Source organism: Massilia arenae, from assembly GCF_008014745.1.
Taxonomy (GTDB): Bacteria; Pseudomonadota; Gammaproteobacteria; order Burkholderiales; family Burkholderiaceae_D; genus Telluria; species Telluria arenae.
On sequence record NZ_VPFD01000009.1, the window covers coordinates 111433 to 136177 of the forward strand.

At 67.6% G+C, this 24745-nt stretch carries 20 protein-coding genes; 2 read left to right on the top strand and 18 right to left on the bottom strand.

The genetic code is table 11. The features are described 5' to 3' along the window. Positions 1-6 precede the first annotated feature (6 nt). Complete coding sequence (locus FVD38_RS10335) at positions 7-315, top strand: hypothetical protein (RefSeq protein WP_147934738.1); 309 nt, start codon at positions 7-9, stop codon at positions 313-315. Between the two features lies 1 nt (position 316). Here FVD38_RS10335 and FVD38_RS10340 read toward each other — a convergent pair whose 3' ends face one another. From FVD38_RS10340 to FVD38_RS10395, 12 genes are all read right to left on the bottom strand, one after another. Next, positions 317-913 carry an NF038129 family PEP-CTERM protein gene (locus FVD38_RS10340; RefSeq protein WP_147934739.1) on the bottom strand — a complete coding sequence of 199 codons (597 nt, stop codon included), beginning with the start codon at positions 911-913 and terminating at the stop codon, positions 317-319. An 11-nt stretch (positions 914-924) separates the two neighbouring features. Beyond that, positions 925-3879, bottom strand: coding sequence for an ExeM/NucH family extracellular endonuclease (locus FVD38_RS10345; RefSeq protein WP_147934740.1), 2955 nt, complete (start codon positions 3877-3879; stop codon positions 925-927). Positions 3880-4056: 177 nt separating this feature from the next. After that, positions 4057-4770 (bottom strand): PEP_CTERM-anchored TLD domain-containing protein, encoded by a 714-nt coding sequence (locus FVD38_RS10350; protein WP_147934741.1) that lies wholly within the window; start codon positions 4768-4770, stop codon positions 4057-4059. Between the two features lie 67 nt (positions 4771-4837). After that, on the bottom strand, positions 4838-6256 hold the full coding sequence (locus FVD38_RS10355; protein ID WP_147934742.1) for a mannose-1-phosphate guanylyltransferase/mannose-6-phosphate isomerase: 1419 nt from the start codon (positions 6254-6256) through the stop codon (positions 4838-4840). After that, positions 6253-7425, bottom strand: a complete 1173-nt coding sequence (locus tag FVD38_RS10360; RefSeq protein WP_147934743.1) for a nucleotidyltransferase family protein — start codon at positions 7423-7425, stop codon at positions 6253-6255. Before FVD38_RS10360 ends, FVD38_RS10355 begins: the two co-directional genes overlap by 4 nt. Before the next feature lie 16 nt (positions 7426-7441). Then, entirely contained in the window at positions 7442-8440 is a 999-nt protein-coding gene (galE, locus tag FVD38_RS10365; RefSeq protein WP_147934744.1) for a UDP-glucose 4-epimerase GalE, read from the bottom strand. A gap of 54 nt (positions 8441-8494) precedes the next feature. Further along, entirely contained in the window at positions 8495-9241 is a 747-nt protein-coding gene (locus tag FVD38_RS10370) for a WecB/TagA/CpsF family glycosyltransferase (RefSeq protein ID WP_147934745.1), read from the bottom strand. Between the two features lie 40 nt (positions 9242-9281). Further along, the gene (locus FVD38_RS10375; protein WP_147934746.1) at positions 9282-11312 is read right to left on the bottom strand and encodes a heparinase II/III family protein; all 2031 of its coding nucleotides are present in this window, start codon (positions 11310-11312) and stop codon (positions 9282-9284) included. A gap of 22 nt (positions 11313-11334) precedes the next feature. Further along, a complete protein-coding gene (locus FVD38_RS10380; RefSeq protein WP_147934747.1) occupies positions 11335-12423 on the bottom strand; it encodes a glycosyltransferase family 4 protein in 1089 nt (362 codons plus the stop codon). A gap of 90 nt (positions 12424-12513) precedes the next feature. Beyond that, positions 12514-13797: a phenylacetate--CoA ligase family protein gene (locus tag FVD38_RS10385; RefSeq protein ID WP_147934748.1), complete on the bottom strand. Its 1284-nt coding sequence runs from the start codon at positions 13795-13797 to the stop codon at positions 12514-12516. Further along, on the bottom strand, positions 13797-15020 hold the full coding sequence (locus FVD38_RS10390) for a glycosyltransferase (protein ID WP_147934749.1): 1224 nt from the start codon (positions 15018-15020) through the stop codon (positions 13797-13799). The genes FVD38_RS10385 and FVD38_RS10390 overlap by 1 nt, the downstream gene beginning before the upstream one ends. A 74-nt stretch (positions 15021-15094) precedes the next feature. Next, positions 15095-15607, bottom strand: a complete 513-nt coding sequence (locus FVD38_RS10395; protein WP_147934750.1) for an MgtC/SapB family protein — start codon at positions 15605-15607, stop codon at positions 15095-15097. A 155-nt stretch (positions 15608-15762) separates the two neighbouring features. Here FVD38_RS10395 and FVD38_RS10400 point away from each other — a divergent pair, with 155 nt between their 5' ends. Then, entirely contained in the window at positions 15763-16191 is a 429-nt protein-coding gene (locus FVD38_RS10400; protein WP_147934751.1) for a VOC family protein, read from the top strand. A gap of 7 nt (positions 16192-16198) precedes the next feature. Here the strand turns inward: FVD38_RS10400 and FVD38_RS10405 are convergent, their stop codons facing one another. The 6 genes from FVD38_RS10405 to FVD38_RS10430 all read right to left on the bottom strand — a co-directional run bounded on the left by FVD38_RS10405 (position 16199) and on the right by FVD38_RS10430 (position 24729). Further along, complete coding sequence (locus tag FVD38_RS10405) at positions 16199-17056, bottom strand: beta-1,6-N-acetylglucosaminyltransferase (protein WP_147934752.1); 858 nt, start codon at positions 17054-17056, stop codon at positions 16199-16201. Positions 17057-17137: 81 nt separating this feature from the next. After that, on the bottom strand, positions 17138-19372 hold the full coding sequence (locus FVD38_RS10410; protein ID WP_147934753.1) for a heparinase II/III domain-containing protein: 2235 nt from the start codon (positions 19370-19372) through the stop codon (positions 17138-17140). A 275-nt stretch (positions 19373-19647) separates the two neighbouring features. Continuing rightward, complete coding sequence (locus tag FVD38_RS10415; RefSeq protein ID WP_147934754.1) at positions 19648-20430, bottom strand: glycosyltransferase family 2 protein; 783 nt, start codon at positions 20428-20430, stop codon at positions 19648-19650. Further along, positions 20366-21658 carry a glycosyltransferase family 4 protein gene (locus FVD38_RS10420; RefSeq protein WP_147934755.1) on the bottom strand — a complete coding sequence of 431 codons (1293 nt, stop codon included), beginning with the start codon at positions 21656-21658 and terminating at the stop codon, positions 20366-20368. Before FVD38_RS10420 ends, FVD38_RS10415 begins: the two co-directional genes overlap by 65 nt. A 33-nt stretch (positions 21659-21691) precedes the next feature. After that, entirely contained in the window at positions 21692-23320 is a 1629-nt protein-coding gene (locus FVD38_RS10425; RefSeq protein ID WP_229493568.1) for an oligosaccharide flippase family protein, read from the bottom strand. Further along, on the bottom strand, positions 23215-24729 hold the full coding sequence (locus tag FVD38_RS10430) for an O-antigen ligase family protein (RefSeq protein ID WP_147934757.1): 1515 nt from the start codon (positions 24727-24729) through the stop codon (positions 23215-23217). The genes FVD38_RS10425 and FVD38_RS10430 overlap by 106 nt, the downstream gene beginning before the upstream one ends. Positions 24730-24745: the final 16 nt, after the last annotated feature.

Sequence of the window (24745 nt, forward strand, 5' to 3'; positions counted from 1 at the left end):
TCATACATGACCTTCCTGCGCACCATCCTCGCCCTCTCCCTGACCGCCGCCCTGGCTGCCTGCGGCGGCCAGTACGATATCGACACGACCGTCCAGACCGCGTCGACCACCATGATCGAAATTAGGCCAGCCTCGGTGAGCGCAGCAGCGGCCACCGTCGCCACTGTCGCCACCGTCGCCTCGGCCACGATGCCGGCGCCCGACTGCGCCGCCGAAGGCTGCGCCAGCCTGCGCATCATCGACGGCAATGCGGAGGCCTGGCGCATCGATGCCCAGCGCCGCGCCGCGCTCGAGGCCAGCCTGCCTCAGACCTGATTCAAGGGCGCTGGCGCAGGCGGCGTGTCGTGGCCAGCAGGAACAGGCCGCTCGCGAGCAGCAGCCAGGCGCCCGGCTCCGGCACCTCGGCCACGCCGGCAAACGCGCCATCCACCAGCTGCAACTCGACAGGCTGGCCCGCGACCAGGTTCATCTCGATCACATTGCCGACGGCGCCCAGGAAGTTATACGCATCGTCGATGAAGCCGACACTGAACAAGGTGCCATGATCGCCGCCGCCCAGGTCGAAGCTGACGTCGAAGCTGAACAGGCCGCCGAAGGTGACCAGCTGGTCGAAGTAGTTGAGGTCGGCGCTATTGCGCAGAACGACACCGTTGACGATGTCGCCGCTGACGTCGCCCGACGGCGCCAGGATGCCGCCGTCCAGGAAGGCGCCGCTGAAATTACTGACGCGGGCCACGGTCGGCGCCGCGTCCAGCGGGCCGTTCAGGCCCAGGTCGAGATAACCGACCGTGCCGGCCAGGGCCGCGGTGTCGAGCGAGACGCGGAACATCGGACCGGCCAGGGCTGCCGGGGCGCCGATCGCGATCGACAGCGCCAGCAGTACGCGGAACAACATATTGGTGAAATGGGTCATGGTGCTTTCCTTTAGAACGAGCCGGAGACCAGCTGCGGTGTGTAGATGAAGTTCCGCTTGGCGCTATTGGTGAACGAGGTGGCGACGGCCACTGTGGCGCCGGGGGCAATGCCGGCCTGCGGCAAGGTGATATACGGCGCGCCACCGTGCATGCCGGCCGGATTGTCGAGCGTGATGCCGGTCGGCAGGCCGTTGAGCACCAGGTGCAGCAGGCCGGCCAGCGGCTTGTCGCCGGTATTGGTGATGGTGACGTTGCTGGTGGTCTTGCCGGTCGCGCGGTTGGTGCTGAAGCCGCCGATCACAATCTTGCTCGAGGTCGTGACATCGGTGAACGAACCGGTCAGGTTCAGGCTGACCACCAGCGGATCGTGGTCCGAAGCGCGATAGGCGTTCTTGCGATACACATCGGTGCCGGTGCTTTCCAGGTTGTAGTCGATGTCTTTCGGCTCGTCGGCATTGTTATGCCATTCGGCCGCACCCACCGCCTGCGACGCCAGCGAGCTGCTGGCCAGAATGTGGTCGAGCGAGCCGGCCAGGCCATTGAACACATAGGAATACGGCATCGCATGCGGGCGCACGAACTGCTCGATCACATTGACCATCGCGCCGGCGCCGGTCAGGTGATTGATCGGGCGCTCGAAGGCATACGAATTCAGGTCGCCCAGCACCAGCACGTCCGGATCCTTCGCCGCCGCCACCACTTGCGGGATGAAGAAGCTGGTCAGGCGCTGGGCCTGCTGGACGCGGGTGGCGTCGTAGCAACCCTGGCCATAGCCCTGGTCGGCATCGCCGCCGCTGGCGCCGCCGCAACCCTTCGACTTCAGGTGGTTGGCGATGACCGAGAACTTGCCGCCGTTGCCGGCCATGAAGGTCTGCGCCATCGGCGGACGGTTGTTGATCTCGTGCGGGTCGGACAGTGCGCCACCCACCAGGGTCAGCTTCGACGGCTTATAGATCATGGCGACGCGGATCGCATCGGTGCCCAGTCCGACCGGCGCCGGCACCACGGCGTAGGTGCCCGGCGCGGTGACGCGGTTGATCTCGTCGACCAGGTATTTGGCTGCGATATCGCCGTTGTTCTGGATTTCCATCAGGCCGACCACGTCGGCGTCCAGCGCGGCCAGTGAGGCGACGATCTTGTCGCGCTGGCGGACGAACTCGGCCGCATTGTCGGCGCCACGGCAATTGCCGGCGGATGAATTGCTGCCCAGTTGGCAACCCTGCCCCGACTTGCCCCAGGCATCGCCGCCATTCGTGAAGGTGGTGAAGAAGTTGAGCACATTGGCGGCCGCGACCTTGACGCCTTGCGGCAGCACCGGCGCCGCCTGGCGCTCGTTGGCGCGATTGATGACAGGGGCTTCGGTCGGCTGCAGCTTGAAGCCGGTGCTGGCGCCGCTGCTGGCGCCGGTGGAGCCGAAGTCGATCACGCCGGTCAGGTTGTCGATCGTGTCGCCGGCGCGCACGGTGCCGTCCTCGGCCAGGTAAGGCATGGCGGCCGGCGCGCGGAACAGGCCGTCGTCCAGCACGATGCGGTTGGCCATATGCTCGCGATACAGTGCTTCTGCTTCAGCCGAACCCTGCGGGTAGCGGCTGGTCGGCTGCTCGCGGCGGCCGTTGGACAGGGTCAGCTCGCCGCGGTTGGCCAGGTCGCCGTTGCCGTTGATGGTGAGCGTATTGGTGAAGCGCACCAGCATGCCTTCCACGCTGGCCAGGTCGGTGCCCGGCAGCGTGATATTGGCCGGCACGATGGCCGGGCCGGCGCCCAGCGCGGTGATATTGGTGACGTCCTTGAATTCGGTATAGGTGCGGTCGGCGCCGTTCGGGCGGAATTCGACCACCTGGCCGGTCACGCTGACCAGCGTGCCGACCGCCAGCGCGGTATCGGTGCCATACACATAGATGCCGTCCGAGGTCGACGGATCGCCATCGCCCTGCGGATCCTGGATGAAGAAGCCGCCGTCGACCTTGGCCGTGATCACGCCGCGTGCGGTCTGCACGGTGTTGGCATAGGGGCTGGTGCCGCCCGAACCCTGTATCTGCGGAATGGTGACGATGCCGGCGACGGCGACATTGATGGTGCAGCTCTCGGTCTCGCCGGCATCGTTGCCGAATTCGACCTGCACCGGATAGCGGCCGCCAGCCAGGGTATTGGCGATCTCGAGGCGCGCCTCGGCCTTGCCGCCGGCCGCACTGGCCGGGGTGAAGCCGCCAAGGGTAATACCGGTGACGGCGCCCGATACAATGCCGGCGCGGTTGACGATGGCGTCGCCATCGATCGCCGACAGCAGCGCCGACCCACCGCGGCCCTGCTCGACCTGCACCGTTGCCGGGCAGGCCAGCACGATCGGCTTGGGCGTTGGGCCGGTGCCGCCACAGGCCTGCAGCGGCGATGTGGTGGTGCGCGGGCCGGCCACCGGCGCCAGCACGAAGTCGGCGCGGTTGTCGTCGCTGTCCTGGCAGCCGGCTGCGGCGCGCTGGAGCGACTGTTCCAGCGTCGGCGACGGCGCAGACGCGCCTTCGGACAGGTTGGCGCTGCCGTAGCCGACGAGGTCGAGGAGGCGGGTGCCGTCGCTGATGGCGACCTTGCCGGATCCGCCTGCCATATTCATGGCCGGCGCTTGGGCGTCGAATACCTCGATCGGGTTTCTTCCCTGGTCCCTGGCACCGCGCACCAGGAAGTACTGGCCCGGCGCGAGCATGACCGGTGGCAGCGCGACGCTGCTGCTCCAGGTGGTGCCATTGGCCGACTGGTATTGCACCCGCATGCCGTCCAGGCTGACAGGCGCACTACCGCGGTTGAACAGCTCGACGAAATCGTGGCCGAAGTTGCTCGAGGTGTTGTGCGAGTGCGCATACAACTGGTTGATGACGACGTCGGCGGCAAGCGTCGGTGCGCTCGCGGCCAGGCTGGCGACCAGGGTCGCCAGCAGCGTACGCCGCGGTGTGAAAGTTGCAAAGGTGGTCATTGATTCCCCATTAGTTATCGCACAAGATGTGCCTGCCATTTCTATTAGCAGAATGATAGTAAATGCGGATATTGACAACATGATGACTAGAAATTAGCCCAATCGGGTAATTTCTAGCTTAGCGGCAATTCAACAAGGTTGACTCAGATTGCCGCAGGAAATCAAGGAATGGTCGGGTCAGCGCTGGCGACGAAGCGCGGCCCAGCCGATCACGCCGAGGCCGCCGGCCAGCAGCGCCAAGGCGGATGGCTCGGGCACGAGCGAGATGGCATAGGTCTCGAGCGCTTCGATGCGCCTGAACTGGCCGCCATAGGTGCCGTCGATGATGCTGCGGCCTTCGAAGGCGGGGTCGCCGTAGCTCAGTTGCCAGGAAATGGAGGTCGTCAACTGGGTGTCGACGAAGAGGTCGGGGCCGGCGCCGAAGGTGGGGCCGTGATCGGGCCAGTTATAGGTCTGGCGCGAGCCCTGGCTGGGCAGTACGTTGTCGAGCAATAGCTGGCGGTAGACGGCCGGATCGGTGTAGTTGAACAGGAAGCCGGTGCGTTGCCAGTCCAGCTCGGAAACGTGCCAGCCGGCCGTGGAAGACCAGCTGCGCGGGTTGTAGCCACCTACGACCCAGCTGTCGCCGGCGTCGTTGGCGATGCGCATCAGGGTGAAGTTGCTGCCACGCCCATCCGCAGCGGCATGGAAGTCGAGCGCGTCGTCGCCCGGCTGCCGCGTGTAGACGTTCTCGAGATAGAGGGGGCCGGCGCCGAGCCAGCGTTCGAGCTGGCCCTGCAGGCTGGGATCGAGCAGCGGCGTACCGGTTTGCGCCACCGCCGGCGCTGCCGCCAGGCCAAGCGCTGCAACAAGGATGGCGGCCACCCCGCCCCGTGCCAGGATCTTGTTCATGCAACGTCAGACTAGCCGTTGCAGGACAAGTTCCAGGCGCGCGGCCGGGGGCCGCTGGCAAGCACTATTACGCCCGCTTGTAGATATCCTCGAAGCGAACGATGTCGTCCTCGCCCAGGTAACTGCCCGACTGCACTTCGATGATGTGCAACGGCAGCTTGCCCGGGTTTTCCAGGCGATGGTTCATGCCGATCGGGATATAGGTCGATTCGTTCTCGGACAGCAGGCTGACCGTGTCGCCGCAGGTCACGCGCGCGGTGCCCGACACCACGACCCAGTGCTCGGCGCGGTGGTGGTGCATCTGCAGCGACAGCTTCTCGCCCGGCTTGACCGTGATGCGCTTGACCTGGAAACGGTCGCCCGCATCGATGCCCTCGTAGTGGCCCCATGGACGGTAGACGCGGGTGTGATGCAGGTGCTCGGTGCGTTCTTTCGAGGCCAGGTGTTCAACCACCTGCTTGACGCGCTGCACTTTGCTCTTGCAGGTGACCAGCACCGCATCCTGGGTTTCGACCACGACCACGTCTTCCAGGCCCACCACCGCCACGATGCGGCTTTCGGCGCGCACCAGCGAATTCTTGACGCCGTCCAGGTAGACGTCGCCGCGCTGGGCGTTGCCGTTGGCATCCTTGGCCTGGGTTTCCCACAGGGCCGACCACGAACCGACGTCGTTCCAACCGATATCGGCCGGCACCACGGCGGCGTCGCGGGTGTGCTCCATCACCGCGTAGTCGATCGAATCGGACGGGCAGGCCGAGAACGCGCTCTCGTCGAGGCGGCAGAAATCGAGGTCGCGGTAGGCCGCGTGCATGGCCTGGCTGGCGGCGCCGGCGATGGCCGGGGCATGCTGCTCCAGCTCGGTCAGATAGCGCGCCGCGGCGAACATGAACATGCCGCTGTTCCAGTAGTAGCTGCCCTCGGCCAGGAAGCCTTCGGCCGTGGCGGCATCGGGCTTCTCGACGAAGCGCGCCACCTTGTAGCATTCGCCGCACTCGTCCACCGGTTCGCCGCGGCGGATATAGCCGTAGCCGGTTTCCGGGGTCTTGGGCACGATGCCGAAAGTCGCCAGGGCGCCCTTGGCCACCAGGCGGGTGGCGCGGTCGACCGCTTCACGGAAGGCTTCGCCGTTCTCGATCACGTGGTCGGCCGGCAGCACCAGCATGACGGCCTCGGGATCGATCGCCTGCAGGTGGTGGGCGGCGGCGGCCACGGCCGGCGCCGTGTTGCGGCCGACCGGCTCGAGCAGGATGCCCAGCGGCGAGACGCCCACTTCACGCAATTGCTCAGCCACCATAAAGCGATGGTCATTGCCGCACACCACGAGCGGCGCCATCATCTCCGGCCAGCCGGCCACGCGCAAGGCGGTTTCCTGCAACATGGTCTTGTCGGCCACCAGCGGCAGCAATTGCTTCGGCAAGACCTTGCGCGACAGGGGCCACAGGCGGGTGCCGGCGCCGCCGGAGAGGATGACTGGATAGATCTTCATGCGCTGACTTTCTCTTTCTCTAACTCGTTGGTGTCGTGATCCGCGATGTCCTTGCGCCGGGAGCGACGACGATCGCGTGCATTGAGCCATTCCTCCGACGAATACTCGGAAGCATGCTTCATTTCGCCTTTTCGGTCGACACTATATTCCTTAAAGACAATCATTTCATTCAATGTTACATCATGCAACACGCGGGTGTATTCGAACAGCACGCTGCGCACGATCTCGGCGCCTTCGCAGATGTGGCTGCCGTGGCCGATCCAGGTCGGGCCCACGATGCGGGCGCCGGCCTCTACTTTAACCCCGGAGCCGATGTAGACGGGTCCCTCGATGGTCGTACCTTCCCAGTCGATGCTGGTGTTCAGGCCGACCCAGAGGCCCGGCTTGATCTGGATGCCCGGCACGTCCATATTGTTGACTTCGCCGGTGATGACCGACTGCAGCACTTCCCAGTAGTCGCCCATGGTGCCGATGTCGAGCCAGTTGAACGGGCGGCCCTGTGCATAGAACGGCAGGCCGCGCTCGGCCAGCAGCGGGAACAGCTCAGAACCGATGTCGAACGCTACGCCCGACGGAATCAGGTCGATCACTTCTGGCTCGAAGATATAGATGCCGGTAGAAATGAAGTTGGACTTCGCTTCTTGCTGGCTCGGCTTTTCCTGGAATTCGAGGATGCGGCCCTGCTCGTCCGAGACCACCACGCCATACGACGAAACCTTGTCCCATGGAACCTCCTTGGTGATGACGGTGGCCATCGCGCCCTTGCGGCGGTGTTCCAGCAGCGCGGCCTTGAGGTCGAGGTCGATCAGGGCATCGCCGCACAGCACCACGGTGGTGTCGTCGAAGAAGCCGCCGAATTCCTGGATTTTCTTCATGCCGCCGGCCGAGCCGATCGGTTCGGGGACGACTTCGCCGTCGTCCTTGGTATAGCCCTCGAAGGAGTAGCCGATCTGGACGCCGAACTGCTCGCCTTCGCCGAAATACTCTTCGATTTTTTCGTGCAGCCAGCTGACGTTGACCATGATCTCGGACACGCCATTTTTCTTGAGGTGTTCGATCAGGTAAGCCATCACAGGTTTGCCCAGAATCGGGATCATGGGTTTTGGCAGGTCATAAGTAAGCGGACGGACGCGTGTGCCTTTGCCTGCGGCGAGAATCATGGCTTTCATTAGACTATCCTTTGCATTATTTGGCTGTGGTTTGGTAGCGCCAGACGTCAGCGCACATTTGAGCGACATCACGTTCGGCAGTCCAGCCCAGTTCTTCACGCGCGAGGGCCGGGTCGGCGTAGCACTTGGCCACGTCGCCCGGACGGCGGTCGACGATCTGGTAGGCGACTGGTCGCCCGCTGGCCGCTTCGAAGGCGCGCACCATTTCCAATACGCTGTTGCCCCGGCCCGTGCCGAGGTTGTAGGTGACGATGCCCGGACCCTTGTTCAGGCGATCGAGTGTCTTGACGTGGCCGATGGCAAGGTCCACCACGTGGATGTAGTCGCGCAGGCCGGTGCCGTCCGGGGTGTCGTAGTCGCCGCCGAACACCGACAGCTTGTCGCGCTGGCCGTTGGCGACCTGGGCGATGTAAGGGACGAGATTGTTCGGGATGCCGCTCGGCTCTTCGCCGATCAGGCCGCTTTCATGGGCGCCGACCGGATTGAAGTAGCGCAGCAGCGCGATGCGCCAGTCGGGCTCGGCCTTGGCCAGGTCGCGCAGGATGTCTTCGATCATCAGCTTGCTGCGGCCATAGGGATTGGTGGCCGACAGTGGGAAATCCTCGCGGATCGGCACCGAGGCCGGGTCGCCGTAGACGGTGGCCGAGGACGAGAACACCAGCGATTTACAGCCGAACTTGGCCATGGTCTCGAACAGCACCACGCTGCCGTTGACGTTGTTGTCGTAGTAGCGCAGCGGCTGCGCCACCGATTCGCCGACCGCTTTCAGGCCGGCGAAGTGGATCACCGCCTCGGGCTTGTGCTCGGCGAACGCGGCTTCCATGGCCGCGCGGTCGCGGATGTCGGCCTGGACGAAAGCGAATGGCTTGCCGCTGATGCGTTCGACGCGCTCGCAGACCGACTGCTGGGCATTCGACAGGTTGTCGAGCACGACCACGTCGTGCCCGGCGGCCTGCAGTTCGACGACGGTATGCGACCCGATATAGCCCACGCCGCCAGTAACCAGAATCTTCATGTCTTTCGCTCTCTGTTGATAGTTTGTTGATGATCTATTTCTTGTTATCGCGTTTCACTCATTCGTCCTGGCCGCCTCCTTGATCACGAGCCAGATAAACGCCATGTCGTCGATAAAGTAACGCCTGAACATCCGGCGCGGCTCTTGCAGGAAGCGGAAGAACCACTCGAGCCCGGCCGCCTGCATCCAGGCCGGCGCCCGCTTGACCCGACCGGTCGCCACGTCGAAGCTCCCGCCCACCCCCATCGCGAACGGTATCCGCATCTCGGCCTGGTAGAGCCCGAGAAACTGTTCTTTCCTGGGCGAGGAAATCGCCACGAACAGCAGGTCGGCGCGGCTGTCGCGCACCTGGCGCACCACCCCTGCTTCCGCAGCCTCGCCCTGCCAGTAGCCGTCACGCACGCCGGCCAGCACCAGGCCAGGATAGCGGCGGGCATAGGTCGCGGCCACCTCGCGCACCACGTCGGGGCGCGCGCCGAGCAGGAACACCCGCCAGCCCTTGTCCGCCGCGCGCCCCATGAGCGCCTCGAACAGGTCGATACCGGCGACCCTTTCCTTGAGCGGCTTGCCCAGCAGGCGCGAAGCCCACACCACCGGCATGCCATCCACATTGACCAGGTCGCAGGCATTGATGATGCGGCGCAGGTCCTCGTCGCGGCTGGCCTTGACCAGCTTGTCGACATTGACCACCACGTGCTGGTGTGGCCGCCGGGCGCGTACGAAACCCTCGACCAGTGCCAGCGTCTCTTCCATCGAAACGTTATCTATATTACAACCAAACAGCGTGACGCGCTCGTTCATGCGTGCCTCCGGTCCGGCGCCTGACATTTCTTGCCATTAATTATTTATCATCGATAAAGGTGATTGTAAACCTGCATTCGATGGGAACGGCGGACGATATGGTCGTGATGCGCAGCACTTCGCACGGCGTCTTCGATTCGTAGGCGGCCGAATACCAGCCCAGCGGGGGATTCTCGGCACCGCGCACCAGTTCGAGGTGCAGGTCTTCGCCGCTGGCCTGCATCTGCAGCACGAAGCGCTTGCCGCGCACCGACAGGCCGTGGCTGGTCAGGCGTACGTCCAGGCCGGGCGCGAAGTGCCAGAAGGCCTCGACCTTGTGCTGCTTCTTGGCCGCCACCTCGTCGCGCACGGTCAGGGTGTTGCTGGCGCCGTCGAAGCGCACGCTGCGCAGGTGCAGCACCGGGTCCGGCAGGCGCGCATAGCCATCATGCGAGCCGCGGAAGTCGAATTCTTGAGGCGAGGCAGGCATGCGCTCGATGCTGGCCTGCGCCTTGCGCAGCCACATGAAGCGCCCGCCCGGCACCGACTGGTCGAGGCCGTCGACGCGCACGGTGTTGTGGCTCGACGTGCCGCGGAAATAATCGCGCCATTTCTGGTCTTGCCAATACGAATAGGTGCCGGGGTCGACCAGGCAGGGCTCGCCCGCCACCGACAGGGTCAGGGCCAGCGCATCGGCATGGCCATGGGCGGCGATGCCGAGATAGCCCAGCGGACCGCAGTCGAGCACGCCCTTGATCTCGTCCGCCTCGCCGAAGTGGTTGCCGAACAGCAGGTAACCGCCATCGGGGAAGGACCATCCGGACTCGACCTCGTGCGGATCGCAGTCGGGGCGCCCGCCCGGCAGCGCATGCAGCAGCCAGCGCACGCCGGGGTGGTGATCGGGCTGGCCGCCGAACACGGTGTCGCCCAGCGCCAGCAATTGCGCGGCGCGGTCCGGGCCCGGCCGCCCGGTCCCGGCGTGCAGGCGGAAGGCGCAGCCGTCGTCGGCATCGCCGACCATCGGCAGGCCGCCGTCGACGTCGCGCACCGAGCGCAGGAAGCGCAGCGCGCGCTGCAGCACGGCCCAGTAGCCGCGCGAGAAGGGCTGACTGCGCGATGGATTGCGGGAATGGCCAGGGGCTTGACTGCCGCGCTGGCCGCTGACCTGGCCCAGCAACCCGGCCACGAACAGGCATTCGCAGGAGAACATATGGTAGGCAAACGCCTGCTCGCGGTTGACGCCGTCGCGCGAGAACTGGGCCTGGGCCTCGTGCTCGAGTTCGCGCCGCGCCTGGGCTTCCCAGTCCTTCGATTCCTTCCAGCACGGCCAGGTGACGGCGCCCGCATACAGGCCGGCCAGTTCGCCGATCAGGTGGTTATTGGCCGAGGAATGGCGCGACAGGTGGCGCGCGATGGTGCGGCAGTGGGCATGGATGCTGCCCTGCCAGTCGGCGCGCAGGCGCTGCCCGCCATCGCCTTCGAACAGCGCGCTGTTCTCGCCGCCCACCAGCTGCCAGATCAGGCTCCAGTTGACGAGGCGGATGCCCAGCTCCATCGAGCTGGTCCAGTTGGGTCCGGTGAGCGGCGGGCAAGCCTCGAACCAGCTGCGCAGATTGTGCTCCAGCGCATGCAGCCAGCGCGGCTCGCCGGTGAGGGCCCAGGCCTGGGCCAGGGTCACCAGGTGCAGGTGGCGGTTCAGTTCCCACAGATGCTTGATGTCGCCCACCAGTTCGCGGTCGCCGATGGCAATGTCGCCGCGGTAGACCGACGGCGCGACGACGCCGGTCTCGGGATCGCGGTTCCAGGCGGTCGGCACGCCGACGTCGAAGCGGCGTTCGGCGAACAGCACCACGTGGCCGGCCTCGATGCGCTCGGCGTCGAGCAGCAGCGCATCGACCTCGGCCCGCGCCAAAGGCGGCGCGCCGCGCACGCCCAGGCTCAGGGTGCGCGGCAGCGGCGGCGGCGCGGCGCGGCCGATCGAGCGGCGTCCCAGGCGGATCGTCGCCGCCTGGCGCACCCGGTAAGCCATTTCCGGCACCGACATGCAGCGCAGCCGGTTGACCAGCCATGCCATGCGTACTGTTGCGTTCATCAAACTTCCCTCACTGTTTTCTTCATGGCGCCCTCGCGTCCAGCAATTGCGCGTACAACGCGGCCAATGTGGCGCACACCACGCCGGTCGAGTAGTGTCGTTCAACGGCGGCGCGCGCCGCGCACGCCAGCCGCGCATGTAACTGGCCGTCGTCCAGCAAACGTCCGATGGCGACGGCCAGCGCCGCCGCGTCGCGCGCCGGCACCAGCAGGCCGCGCTCGCCGTCGGCCAGCGCATCCGGGATGCCGCCGACGCCCGTGGCGACCACCGGCACCCCGGCCGCCATCGCCTCGAGCACCGACATCGGCAAGCCTTCGGCATGGGACGGCAGGCAGAACAGCCAGGCGCGCGCCAGCTGGGCGTCGCGCGCGGCCGCATCCAGCCAGCCCGGCGTCTCGACCCGGCCGGCAATGCCGAGTTCGCCCGCGCGCCGGCGCACCCAGTCGAGGTCGCCGCTGCCGCCCATCACCAGGCGCAGCCGCGGGTGGCGCGCGGCCAGCCCGGCGCAGGCTTGCAGCAGTTCGTCCACGCCCTTGGCCGGATCGAGGCGGCCCAGGAACAGGATGCGGCCCGCTTCGGCATGTTCACGCGCCGCGTGCGACGCCAGGCGTACCGGATTGGCCACCACCTCGACCCTTGCCCGCGGCGCGCATTCGCGCACCCAGGCGGCCCAGCCGGGCGACAAGGCGATCACGCGCGAGCTCGCCTCCAGGGTGTGCCGGATCCAGCGCCGCAGCAGCGGTCCGGCCTCTACCGCCGCGTAGCGCCGGAAGCCGCCGCCATGCAGGTGGAACACCGTGCGCGCGCCGCCCATGCGCGCCATCAGCAGCACCAGCGATTTGCGCAGGAAACTGGCATGCGAGCCGGCGTGCACGTGGACGATGGCCGGCCTCCCCCCAGGACCGAGGCAGGCCAGCCCAACGCGCCACAGGCCGCGCAGCGCGCTGCCGAGCTTTTCCCGGCGGCTCCCTTCGGCGTGGGTCGCGACATAGTCGATGCCCTCGCGCTCGAACAGGCCGTCGGCGCGCAGCACCTCGACCACGCTTGCGATGCCTCCCCTGCCCCCCAACGCCGTTCCAACCATCAGTACGCGTGGGGTCGCCGTACTCATATCGGCATCCCCGGGCTTACCTTGCGAGTGCTTACAAAAGCAGCAATATTTACGATCATACATGGCACATTGTCGAATCTCGCGCACGATTCAGCCGTCGACGGCGATGAACTCGAACTTGCCGTTGGCGCCACGCGGAATCGCCTCGACCCGCTCCACGGCGACCTGCACGTCGGGCACCCTTTGCAGGAATTGTTCGCGCAAGGCGGCCTCGTCGCGGCTGCCGAAACCGTCGGCCGCGACCACCCGCAGGGTGAAGCGGGCCTGGCCGTGGTAGCGCACCTGGCCCTCGAGCAGGCGCAGGCCGCTGCCCTGGAACACGCGGTCCAGCCGCGCGACAATCCGCCCATCGGGCAAGGTCACGATGCGCTCCTGGCGTCCGATCACCGCCTCGAGCGTCGGAAACACGCGGCCGCAGGGGCAAGGCGCGGGATCGCCAACGTGCACCGTGTCGCCCGTGCGGTAGCGCGCCAGCGGCATCGCGGCATTGTTCAGGCTGGTGCCGACGAGTTCGCTGCTGCCGTCCGGCAGCCCCAGCAGCTCCACGCCGCCGTAGTCGGTGAGCAGGTGGTAGCGGCCGTGCTCGCAGGTGCCGATGGCCGCGACCCGCTCGGCCTGCCCATACCAGTCGAACACGATGACGCCGAAGGCGCGCATGACGGCCGCGCGCACGCCCGGCTCCAGGGTTTCGGACGAGGTCATCACGCCGCGCAAGGCCCGGCCCCGATAGCGGCGCCCGGCCGCCTCCAGCCAGTGGGCGATGGCCCCGATCGAGGACGGATAGGCGTGGATCACCACCGGATCGAAGGCTTCCAGCGCCGTCACATAGGCCCCGATGGTCGCGTTGGACAAGTGATAGGACGACATCACGAGCAGCTTGCCGACCGGGTCGCGGCGCCAGTAGCGCCCATCGTCCGGGCGCTCGTCGCACACCAGGTCGCCACGGATCCAGGCCCGGCGCTGCCCCGGCCGCCATCCGATCCAGCGCAGCTGGCGCTGGATGAAGGCTTCTTCGCGGATCACGGCGCCGAGCGACTGCACCAGGGTGAGCGGTGACCCCGAGGTGCCGCTGGTGCGGATCGTGTTGCGCAGCAGCGAGCCGAAGCGGCGCGGCCGCAGGTGGCGCGCCGGGTCCTGGCGCAGCGCCGACTTGGCGAGCAGGAAGGCGCCGGGCGGCACCGCGTGCAGCCGGGTCGCGTCCGGCGGCACGGCCACGCCGAGGCGGCGCGCGCGCCGCGCCACATAGGCATTCAGGGCGGCCGCCGAGCGCTCGTTGCGCATCAGCATCGGCAGCACCAGCAGCCGCGCCGGCAGGCCGCGCGCCAAGAGGCGGCCGAGCGACCTGAGCGCGAGAGCGAGCGTGCGCGCGTCCATCAGGCGCCCCGCCCCAGGATGCCGGCGCAGGCCTCGGCCACCGTCCGTCCCAGGATCGCATAGCTGCGATGGGCTGTTACCCAGGCCGGACCGCGCGCGCGACAGTCGGCGGCCAGGCCGGGCTCGTGCAGCAGCCGGCGCACGGCGGCGGCGAAGGCCGGCGCCTCCATCGGCACGCACAGCCCGGCCCCGCTCTCGGCCAGTACCCGGGCCTGGTCCGGGATGTCGTTGGCCACACCGGGGATGCCCAGCGCCAGATACTCGACCAGCTTGGTCGGCGAAGAGACATCGTACAGGACGCCGCGCGGGATCGGCGACAGGCCGACCTCGGCCCGCACCGCATAGCCGAGCGCCTCGTGCCGCGCCAGCCAGCCGGTGAGGAGCACCCGCTCCGCTAGTTGACGGCGGGCGATCTCGGTGCGCATCCAGGCCATCTCGTCGCCCGAGGGGGCGTCGCCGGCGATCACCAGCAGGATATCGGGCACATCGGGGGCGAGCTGCTCGACGACGTCGAGCAGGAAGCCCGAGCCGCGCGCCTGCGCGACCCGGCCCAGGTACAGCACCACCCGCCGTCCGTCGAGGCGCGGATCGAGGCTAGGCACGATGCGCCCGCGCGCGCACAGCGCGGCATCGATGCCCATCGGCACCGCCGTCATGCGCTCGCGCGCGAATCCCTTGCCTGCCAGCCAGTCGGCCATCGCCTCGCTCTGCACGAACACATGGCGCGCGCCCGGCAGCACCAGGCGATACAGCAACCAGCGCGAGGCGGCGGCGCGCGCCGCATGCGCCAGCCAGCGCGGGCCGCGGCCGCGGCGCGCGATCTCGTCACGCCGCACCTCGAAGCCTTCGACGATCGGGAACGACATCCAGTACAGGAAGGGCACGCCGAGCGCGGCGGCGGCGAGGCGGCCCAGCAGGCCGGAGGCGATCTTGTCGCGCACCTGGATGCCGTCCGGCCGGCGGCGGCGCCAGGCGCGCGCCAGGCCCAATAAATCCCAGGCAGGCGCCAGCACGCTGGCGTAGCGGCTACCCAGGCTGCCGACGGCGTGCATGCCGCCGCCGCCCCACTCCACCGGGCCGGCGCCGCCGGACTGGCCGACCAGCTCGCTGCCGACGCCATGGCGCGGCATCTCGGCGCCGAACAGGGTCAGCAGGTCGGCGCGGGTCGGCGGCAAGGGGTCGCGCACGATGAAGGCGATGGAGATAAAAAGCGGCTTGCGCATGGCGCCTCGTATCGATGGGTGGAACCTACGATACTAGACCGGCGCAGGACACAAACGTTTCAACTATCGCAGACTTAGCGGTCGACGTCGCGATCGGCCCGGCCGTACTCGCCCGCCTTCTTGGCCGGGGTGCGCAGGATGGACAGGATCACCAGGCCGAACAGCGCGCTGAGGATCGCCGTGGCCTCGAGTCCCATCCCGGCCGCCACGCCGATGGCCGCCGTCATCCAGACGCTGGCCGCTGTCGTCAGGCCCTTGATGTCGTTGCTCTCTTTCTGCTTGAGGATGGCGCCGGCGCCGAGGAAGCCGATGCCGGCCGTCACCCCTTGCAGCACGCGCGACAGATCCTCGATCTTCATTCCGCCCTGCAACGGAATCAGCACGAACAGCGCCGAGCCGACCGAGACCAGCATATGGGTGCGCAGGCCGGCCGAGGCCCCGACCGATTCGCGTTCGTAGCCCAGCAGGCCGCCCAGCACAGTCGCCACGAGCAGGCGCACGACCACGATGGTCACGTCTTCGGCATTGTTCAGGTCTGAAAATTCACGCTGGATCGTCAACCAGCTCTGGCTCCACCACGCTTGCATTCCTCTATCCTTGTCCGGTTCGCTTTCCAGCAAATCATGCCATTCGCGCAAGATGCGTGTCGCCACGCTCAGCCATTCCACAAGGTATTGACGCGCGCATGCCGGGCCGGCTTTCGTATAATCGGCTGCCCAGCCTATCCTTTGAGGAGATCCTGATGGAAACGATGGAAATCTACCGCGGACGCCTGATCGACCACATCCAGCTGGTGGTACGCGACCTGCCCGCTTCACGCAAGTTCTATACGGCCGTGTTCGAGGTGCTGGGCATCCCGCTGGCCGGCTCGGGGGACGATTATTTCTGGGCCGACGAGCTGTTCGTCTCGACGGCGGACAGCGAGGCGGCCCAGGGCCATTTGACCGGCCGCCATCACCTGGCCTTCCAGGCGCGCGACCGCGCCATGGTCAATGCCTTTTATCACGCGGCGCTGGCCGCCGGCGGCAAGGACAATGGCGCGCCGGGCGAACGGCCTTATCACCCGGGCTATTACGGCGCCTTCGTGATCGATCCCGACGGCAACAATATCGAGGCCGTGTACCACGGCGAAGCGACTTTCAGCGCGCGCGAGATCAAGATCACTTTTTGAACAGCCTTCACGCGAGCCGGCCTTCCTTCCATGCCAGCAGGCGTGGCAGCAAGGCGGCGCTGGCGCGGCTGTCGAGCTTGCGGCAAAAATGCGCGTCCGAGGCCCGGATGCGCTCGAAATCGTCTTCGTCGAGCACCTTCGGATGGCAGGCGCCGTCCTTCGGCCATTGGATGTAGCGAAAATTGTCCGGTAGCACACGATCGGCGAAGCGCGAGTGCATCACCAGCGTCTGGAAGAACAGCTCGTCGGGCGACTGGACGCTGCGGCAGAAACGCAGCAGGCGCGGATGCGCGTCGGCGAGGCGCAGCAGTTCGCGCACGCAGTTGCGTGACAGTGTCCACCAGCATGAGCCGCCATAGGGCACGAATCCGTCCGGCAGATGCCGGGTGCGTCGCAGCAGGCGCAGGGCGCGATTGGCGGCGATGCAGGCCAGTCGTTCGGCCAGTCTGCCGCTGTCGCGATGGAAAGTCGCGTAACGATGCATCACGCGCCAGCCATGGGCCGCGATCGGCGCGGTCTCGATCAGCTCGTATCCGCGCATCCTTGCCAGCTTTGCCTTCAACAAATGATTCGGCAGCAGCGGGAAGTCCTGGGCCGACAGGAGGATGAGCTTGTCGAAATCCGGGACGTCGAGCAGGATCTGGCGCATCGATGCCAGCACGGATTCGACCTGGGACACGTCGCCCCAGCGCACGGCGACCCGTTCGCGCACCAGGCAGGCAGCCGGATGCAGTCGCGCCGGATCGAGCGCGCTCTTGCGGTCGAGGTGGACGTAGACGCAGAAGTCGGGATCGCACAATTGCCGGACCAGCCCATTGAGCTGGTCCATGTCCTTGTGCGCACAGATCAGGAACGCCTGTTTCATCGCTGGCCGCCGCTCCGCTCATGCGCGCCACACTAGCATCGCGCAGGAACGGAGCGCGCCACCTAGGCGCCGGGCTATTGACTAGTTCAGGGTCACGCTCTGGCCGGCGACGGTCACGGTACGCACCGTGCCCGAGGTGGCGATGCTCACGGGCGGCTTCTTGCAGCCGACGTCGAGCAGCACCAGGAACTCGGCGGTCGACTTGCCGTCGTTCCTGAGATAGAAGGCGCCGTGGTCCTCGATCACATTGACCTTGGCGCCCGGCCCGATCCACTTGGCGAAACTGGCGTCCGGGTTCAGCGAGCGCAGGCACAGCGACTGGCCGCCGGCCGACACCTTGACGTTCTGCGCGTTCTCCACCGTCATGATGACCGGGGTGTGGATATTCCACTCGTAGGTGCGGGCAATCGTGCTGGCCAGGCGGTCGCGCACCAGGATCGCGTTGCCGGCATTGCGCAGCTGCCAGACCTGGCGCCTGGCCATGGTCAGCTGGCCGCCATAGGCGGCGGTGGCGTCGCCCTCGGCGAAATCGTAGGCGGGCTGGGCAGCGAAGCCGGTAATCTTGCCGTTGCGCTGCAGCTGTTCGCGGTAGCCCGTCACCAGCTGCCCCTTGCCGCCGTCGAAGGTGACCGCATTCTGCGAGCGGGTCTGGTGATACCAGTCGCTCCAGTACGGCGAGCCGTACCAGTCATACCAGCCGGCCTTGACCAGCAGCGGCTGGCCCGCGCTCGACAGCAGCAGGCCGTTCTGGTCGCCATGACTGTGGTTGAACGAGCCGTAGGGGCTAGATTTGAAGTACAGCGAGGCACGCTCGGCCGAGCCGATGTCGGTATGCATCGAGGCCCAGCCGATGCTCGGATAATAGGCCGAGTTGGTCGGCGGCGTCCTGGTCTTGGTGTCCTTGATCGGCAGCGGGTAAGGCGCTTGCAGCAGGCTGAGCGTGTCTTCGGTGCCGCCCAGGCTGGCGACGTACCAGGCCGCGCGCGGCGACACCATGCGCGAGCCGAAGGCGTGCCAGACCCGGGTGTCGGGTTTCGTCTCGGAGCCGTCGCCGAAGGCGTGCACGCGCGAGCCTGGCGGCGTGAACTGGGTGGCGAAGTCGAGCAGGCCCTGGGCCCAGGGCTTGGCATAGAAGTTCACACCGGATGCCTGCGACATCGGATCCCACAGCGCGACCAGGTAGCCGGCCGCGTACTCGGCATACGCGGTGCCGTTGGCATAGCCGCCCTCCTCGCCGCTCCAGGGCGACGGCGAATTGGCATAGGCACGGAACGAGAAATCGAACCACTTCTGCGCCTCCGGAATGTCGCCCAGGGCCAGGGCCGAGATCAGCGACAGAAAGATCAGGCTCGTATTGCCGTGCGAATCGAAGGGATACTGGTCGAGGCGGCCGTTGTCGCCGGCCAGGTTGCCATAGATCTCTTCGGTGCGGATCTTGACCGTGTTCAGCCAGCGCGCGCGGCGCGGCGCGTCCAGGTCGCCGGCCAGGATGTCGACCGCCTTGATCAGCGAGACCGAGATCTGGCGCGTGGCCTGGTCCTGGTTGGCGTAGCTGGTGGGCCCGCGCGGATCGAGGGCCGCGATCTGGTCGCCGCGGCGCAGCGCCTCGTCGAGGAACAGGCGCTCGCCCTTCATGCGCCACATCACGGCCGCGGCCTCGAGCTGGCGGCTGGCTTCGTTGATGCGCTGGCGGATGTCGGTCTGCTGGCTGGCCATGGCGGCCGTCAGCGGCGAGCTGATCACGATCGGCCAGCGCCCATCGCTCAGCGCCGGCACCGCATTGATCTGCAGCTTGATCTCGTTGCTCATGCGGCTGACGTAGGGGTCGAGCTCGGCGCGCTTGGCACTGTTCCAGCCGGCGTACGGCGTGAACGAGGGCGGTAGCGCGCGCGGCCGCGCCTTGGCCGTGATGCGCGCGCGCAACGTGGCATTGTCCGGCACCTCGAACAGGTTCGACCTGCTGGTGATCGAAAACGCGCGCGGCGTCGACCAGTCGTCGCTGCCGACCGGACGCACGCGCCAGGTGTACTGGCCCAGGGCCAGGGCTTTCGGCGGCAGGTACCAGTTGCGCTCGGTGACGATCTTGCCCGGCGCACCACCGTTTGGCGTGATCTCGAGCTCGTAGGCGGCGGGACCGTTGGCGTGGCGGGCCCAGGTGAATCCGGGCGGGTTCTGCGCCTGGACCTGGCCCAAGGCCGGGCCGGGTTGGACGACCAGGGGATCGGGGGACTGGGCCCAGTCGGCGCGCGCGTCCGCACATACCAAGAGCGACGCCAGCGCTAGCGCGTGGACCAGACCTTTCCGGTGAAAATTCATGCTGAAGCTCCGTGAGAACGAGGATTGTTCAGGAGACCGCGCCGCGTTCGGGCGCTGGATCGATACCTGCTGCAGGCATCGGACGATGCTTGCTTGATGGGAACAATGTTACCGCAGGTTTTTTTGAACAAAATCAACTTCCCTATGGAAATTAAAGGTTTATTTGTCTTTGCGCCCGTCATTCGCATGAATCCAACACGGCGGATTTAACATTTGGTGAACAGGATGTTCTGTCCTGTAACTGTCGTGCTCGATATGAAAAGACTGTGCGATAACTAGGCTTGCGCCTGGCCATCTTGAGCGTGCAAGGCCCGCATGCGCTTCAGGTAGCGCAAGCAATAAATCCCGAACGAGAGCGGCGCCTTGCCCGCATGGCGCCGGCGTACGGCGAATTCCTCGCGCCGCGCCGCGATCCGGTTGCGCGACGAGACGCTACCGGCATGGTCGCGAAACACAGCCAGCACCGCGTCCACCAGCGCGGGCGGGCTGACCATCCCCAGCCGCAGCCACAGGTCGATGTCCATCGCATAGCGCAGGCCCTCGTCGAAGCCGCCGACCAGGGCGAACGCGTCGCGCCGCACGAACACGGCCGGGTGCGGCACCCAGGCGCGGCCGGCGGCGAACGAGCGGTAAGAGAATGGCGGCATCGGGTTCGGCGGCAGCAAACGGCCCTCCCTGAGCACCTGAATATTGCCAACCACCCAGGCCGGCGGACCGCCGCCCTTGCCCGCCTGTTCGATGCGCCGCCTTACCGTGGCCAGCGCCGCCGGGCCGGCATAGTAGTCGTCCGAGTGCAGATGGGCGACATAGCGGCCGCCCGCCGCGGCGATGCCCCGGTTCATCGCGTGGCCGATGCCGCCCCGCACGTCGCGCAGCACGCGCTTGTTGCCGGGATAGGCGGCGAGCGTGTCCAGGGTGGCGTCGTTCGAGCCGCCATCGACGAAGATGTGCTCGAGGTCGCGGCAGGTCTGGGCCTGGACCGAGGCCAGCGTGTCAGCCAGCGTGGCCGCGCTGTTCCAGGTGCAGGTGACGATCGAGAAGGTCGGCGGGTTCGGCATACAGCTCCAGCAAGATGGGCAACAGGCGGGCGGCGTCGGCGCCGAAGTCGGCCGGCGGCGCAATGCGCGGCGATGGCGGCGCCGCGAGCAGGCGCGCGAGCCGCGCCACCAGCTTCGGCATGGCGGGGGCCAGCGCCAGCTGGCCGGGATACTGGACGTATTGGGTCAACTCGGGCGTGCCGCCGCGCGCCAGCGCCAGGCAGCCGCGGCCCAGCGCCAGCGCTTCGAGCACCGTGGTGCTGCAGGCTTCCTCGCACACCGAGGGCACCACGCACAAGTGGGCGCGCGCGGCCAGGGCCAGGGAGGCCGCATGGTCTTGCCAGCCGAGGAAGCGCACCTGCGGGCCGGCGTGGCGCCGCTCCAGCGCGGCACGCAGCGGACCGTCGCCGACCACCGTCAGGCGGGCATGGGCCGGCAGGCGGCCGGCGGCGGCGTCGAGGAATTCCGCAAAGCCCTTGCCGGTGTCGATACGCCCGGCCAGCACCACCTCCCCCGCTTGCGGCATGGGCGCGGCCAGGGCCAGCGCGCGCAGCGCGGGATAGTCGACCAGGTTGTGGATCACGCGGCTGCGCGACAGGTCGGCATCGGGCACCGCGCGCAAGAAGCGGCGGCGCAGGAAGTCGGACACGAACACCGTCTTGTGGCGGGCGAAGGCGCGCGCGGCCTGGCTGCGGTAGCTGTTGACGGCGAGCGCCGTCAGCGCCGTGCGCACCGGCCCGGGGCTCGGTCCTGGACCCGGGCCGGCGCGGCGCGCGCTGCACGCCGTGCACGCGCCCGGCGTCAGCCGCTCGCATACGGCGCCGTCGATGAAACGCAGGTGGGTCAGGCATTCGCTGCCCTGGTCGTGGCGGGTCTGCACGAAGTTGAGGCCATCCCGGACGTACAGGGCCGTCATCGGCAGGTGGCCGTGGTAGTGGACCACGTCGAAGCCGGCGGCATGGGCATCGATGGCGCGCGCGATGCGGCGCGCAAACCAGGGCCGCTTGAGCGGATTGAATAGGCCCAGCTGCTCTTCTTTCCAGCCCGGCCGCGCGATGGCGAAACCGGGCCGGAAGCGTCCGGCAAAGCCGATCTGGTGCGCGGGGTCGGTCGAGGGTCGGTCGGCGCGGCCGAGGATCTCGACGGCATGGCCTTCTTGCAGCAGGCGATTGGCCAGCGTCACCACGTGTTTGCCCAGGCCGCCCACTTGTTCGCCGGGCAAGTCCTCGGACACCATTAGAATGCGCATGTCTTGTTTGTCCTTGGCTGTCCCCTGCGGTCCTCAACCGGCGCGGGCGCGCGCCGGCTGGCAACGCGTCTTGAGGCGGGCCCAGGCAAGCTCGCGGTCCTCGCGTTCGAGCACGAACAGCGCCCCGTGCAGGGCCAGCAGCAGCACGGTCGCGGCCAGGATCGCGAGGAAGGCGCCCAGGCTGTCGTCGAGCAGGGCCTCGGCCGCGCTGGCGGCCATGGCGACCAGGGCGATCCCGGCCAGCCCCGGCACATAGCCATGGACCAGCAGGCGCCGCAGCGGGGTCGGGACCGTGCGGCCATGGACGTAGACCAGGAAGGCCGTGGCGAACAGCAGCGAGGTGGCCAGGTGGCCCCAGGCGGCCCCATCGATGCCCCAGCCGGCCACGCCGGCGTAGACGAGGCCCAGTCCGGCCAGCGCGCGCACCATGGCGAACAGGCCAGTGACGCGCGGGTGGCCCATGCCGTCGTTGACCAGCGACGGCAGGCTGGTCAACGAGTCGACGAATTGCGACAAGGCCATCAGCGCCAGGATCGCGGCGCCGTGGCGCGCGAAGGCGGCGTCCATCCAGTAGCCCAGTATCTGATGGGCGAACACCGCCAGCAGCACCAGGATCGCCGCGTTCAAATACACCACGTAGCGCGTCGCCTTGAGGTAGACCGCATCCAGGCGCGCCAGCTCGCCCCTGGCCGCGAGCGCGCTGGCGGCCGGGAAGAACACGGCCGACAGGCGAAAGCTCAGCCCCAGCACGCGATTGGCCAGGGTGGCGGCGACCGTGTAATACGCCAGGCCGGCAACGCCGACCAGGGCCCCGATCACCAGCTTGTCGGCGTGGGCGTAGGACAGCGCGGCGAAGCGCGACAGGAAGGTCCAGCCCGAGAAGCGCAGCAGGTCCGCACGCACGCCGGCCGCCGGCCAGCGCCAGCGCCAGCCGGGCAGCAGGCGCCGGATCGCCCGCCACAGCAGCAGCGCATGGATGCCGCTGGCGACCACGCGCAGCAGGATCACCTCGAACAGGCCGAAGCCCAGCGCCAGCACGCCCACCGTCGCCAGCGGCAGCAGCGCGCCGAACGCCATCTCGAGCCGGCCTGAAATATCGTAGCGCATCAGCGACTGCGGCACGCTGTTCAGGTAGATCTGCAACTGGCTGAACAAGAAAGCCAGCGCGGCCAGTTGCAGGGTCGCGCCCGCCTCGAGACGCAAGGCCGCCGGCACGACGAACACGGCCTCGATCAGCCAGGCCGCGCTCAGATAGATGCCCAGCGCGCCGAAGAGGCCGATGGCGGCATAGGTGGCCAGGCCAAAGGACAAGGTCTCGGCGACCTGGCGCGCGTCACCTTTGGCCCGGTGCTGGGCGATGTATTTGACGGAACCGGCCGTGAGGTTGATGTCCATCACCGCGAAATAGCCGACGATGGCCGTCACCAGCGAGTAAACGCCATAGCCGGCCTGGCCCAGGCCACGCACCACCAGCGGCACCGTGCCCAGCATCACCAGCGCGGGCACCGCCGCCCCGAGCAGGTTCGACCACGCGTTGCGGGCCAGGTGCAGCTTCATCAGGCCGGCACCAGGTGGCGTTGCGGCGCGCGCTGCCAGGCCGGCCGCTGCGGCGCTGCCGCCCCTTGCGCGGCCGCCAGCGCCAGGTAAGGCAGGCTCAGGCATAGAGCCAGCATCTGCGTGGTGCGCACCTGCGGGAACGGCGTGCCGATCAGCAGATCGGGAATCATGAACGCCAGCCCCGCCGCCCCGGCCGCGCCCAGGCCCAGCAGCTCGGGCGGCAGGCTGCGCAGCGCCCGCCGCGCACCGACGACGAAGGCGACGACCGTGCCGGCCAGCAGCACCGTGCCGATCAGGCCGCTCTTGAGCGCAATGTGCAGCACCCCGCTGTGCAGGAACAGGCCGCCGTCCGGATTGCCTTGCCACGAAATGGCCTGGTAGCCATGGTAGCGTCCCCAGGAGCCGATGCCGGCCAGCGGATGCGCCAGAAAGTCGGCGAAGGCCAGCTTGAGTTCCAGCACCCGTTCGCTTTCGGGACCAAAACGGCGCGATTGCATGTCGTGCAACAGGCCGCCCGCCGCACTGCCTCCCCCTTCGGCCCGGGTCTGCGCCAGGCGCCGCGCCGCCACGAAGGCCATGGCGGCGCCGGCCAGCGGCATGGCGGCCAGGCCCAGCTGCAGGCGGCGCGCGGGTGGAAAGCGCCACAACACGACCGCGAACGCCAGCAGGAAGCCGATCCAGGCGGTGCGGCGATAGGACAGCACCACACACAGCGTCGTGGCGACGAGGGTGGCCCATGCCAGCGCGCGCCACGTTCGGCCTGGCGCCGGCAACGGCGCTCCGGACGGCGCCTGGAACAGCGCGACGGCGGCGATCGCGAACGCCAGCATGCACAGCAGGCTGTCGTTGATGTCGAAAAAGGTCAGGCGGATCTGGATCGCATTCATATTGGCATACACATTGTTCGGATCGCCGCCCGCGGCCGCCCATCGGCCGAGGCCGAACAGCGCGCGCGCCAGACCGGCCAGCATGATGAAGCGCGCCAGTGCGAGTGCCTGCTCGCGGGTGCGGAAGGCCAGCAGCATCAGCGAGATGAGCGGCGCCATCCAGACGATGTTCGAAAAGCCCGACGGCGCCAGCGACGCGGCCAGCGGCACCCCGGTGGCCAGCCCGACGCCGACGTGGGCGGCCAGCAGGACGGCCCAGGCCAGGAACCAGGGCCGCAGATTGCAGGCCGGTGCGCGCTGGCGCTGCGGGCCGGGCGCGAAGTTGTTCGCGAGATTGTCCGTGAAGCTGGCGGCGATGCGGGCGCACAGCCAGGCGCCGAGGACGTACCACAGCACCACGCCGAAGAACAGCATGCCCGAGCCACGGCTGTAGATACTGCGCGAGGCGAACACGGCCAGGTTGCCATAGCTGGTGGAATTGACCCAGAAAAACAGCAGCAGATAGGGATAGACCAGGAAGCGCGGCCATGCCAGCCCGACGCCAATCCCCAGCACGGCCGAGACCGACAGGCCGATGACGAACAGCCACGGCAGCGAATAATAGATATAGGGCAGGATGTCGTTCATCGCCGCGCTGTCGCCG

Coding starts and splice junctions, on each gene's coding strand:
- FVD38_RS10335 (WP_147934738.1), top strand. CDS start 7: ATGACCTTCCTGCGCACCATCCTCGCCCTCTCCCTGACCGCCGCCCTG.
- FVD38_RS10340 (WP_147934739.1), bottom strand. CDS start 913: ATGACCCATTTCACCAATATGTTGTTCCGCGTACTGCTGGCGCTGTCG.
- FVD38_RS10345 (WP_147934740.1), bottom strand. CDS start 3,879: ATGACCACCTTTGCAACTTTCACACCGCGGCGTACGCTGCTGGCGACC.
- FVD38_RS10350 (WP_147934741.1), bottom strand. CDS start 4,770: ATGAACAAGATCCTGGCACGGGGCGGGGTGGCCGCCATCCTTGTTGCA.
- FVD38_RS10355 (WP_147934742.1), bottom strand. CDS start 6,256: ATGAAGATCTATCCAGTCATCCTCTCCGGCGGCGCCGGCACCCGCCTG.
- FVD38_RS10360 (WP_147934743.1), bottom strand. CDS start 7,425: ATGAAAGCCATGATTCTCGCCGCAGGCAAAGGCACACGCGTCCGTCCG.
- galE (WP_147934744.1), bottom strand. CDS start 8,440: ATGAAGATTCTGGTTACTGGCGGCGTGGGCTATATCGGGTCGCATACC.
- FVD38_RS10370 (WP_147934745.1), bottom strand. CDS start 9,241: ATGAACGAGCGCGTCACGCTGTTTGGTTGTAATATAGATAACGTTTCG.
- FVD38_RS10375 (WP_147934746.1), bottom strand. CDS start 11,312: ATGAACGCAACAGTACGCATGGCATGGCTGGTCAACCGGCTGCGCTGC.
- FVD38_RS10380 (WP_147934747.1), bottom strand. CDS start 12,423: ATGAGTACGGCGACCCCACGCGTACTGATGGTTGGAACGGCGTTGGGG.
- FVD38_RS10385 (WP_147934748.1), bottom strand. CDS start 13,797: ATGGACGCGCGCACGCTCGCTCTCGCGCTCAGGTCGCTCGGCCGCCTC.
- FVD38_RS10390 (WP_147934749.1), bottom strand. CDS start 15,020: ATGCGCAAGCCGCTTTTTATCTCCATCGCCTTCATCGTGCGCGACCCC.
- FVD38_RS10395 (WP_147934750.1), bottom strand. CDS start 15,607: ATGCAAGCGTGGTGGAGCCAGAGCTGGTTGACGATCCAGCGTGAATTT.
- FVD38_RS10400 (WP_147934751.1), top strand. CDS start 15,763: ATGGAAACGATGGAAATCTACCGCGGACGCCTGATCGACCACATCCAG.
- FVD38_RS10405 (WP_147934752.1), bottom strand. CDS start 17,056: ATGAAACAGGCGTTCCTGATCTGTGCGCACAAGGACATGGACCAGCTC.
- FVD38_RS10410 (WP_147934753.1), bottom strand. CDS start 19,372: ATGAATTTTCACCGGAAAGGTCTGGTCCACGCGCTAGCGCTGGCGTCG.
- FVD38_RS10415 (WP_147934754.1), bottom strand. CDS start 20,430: ATGCCGAACCCGCCGACCTTCTCGATCGTCACCTGCACCTGGAACAGC.
- FVD38_RS10420 (WP_147934755.1), bottom strand. CDS start 21,658: ATGCGCATTCTAATGGTGTCCGAGGACTTGCCCGGCGAACAAGTGGGC.
- FVD38_RS10425 (WP_229493568.1), bottom strand. CDS start 23,320: ATGCCTGAGCCTGCCTTACCTGGCGCTGGCGGCCGCGCAAGGGGCGGC.
- FVD38_RS10430 (WP_147934757.1), bottom strand. CDS start 24,729: ATGAACGACATCCTGCCCTATATCTATTATTCGCTGCCGTGGCTGTTC.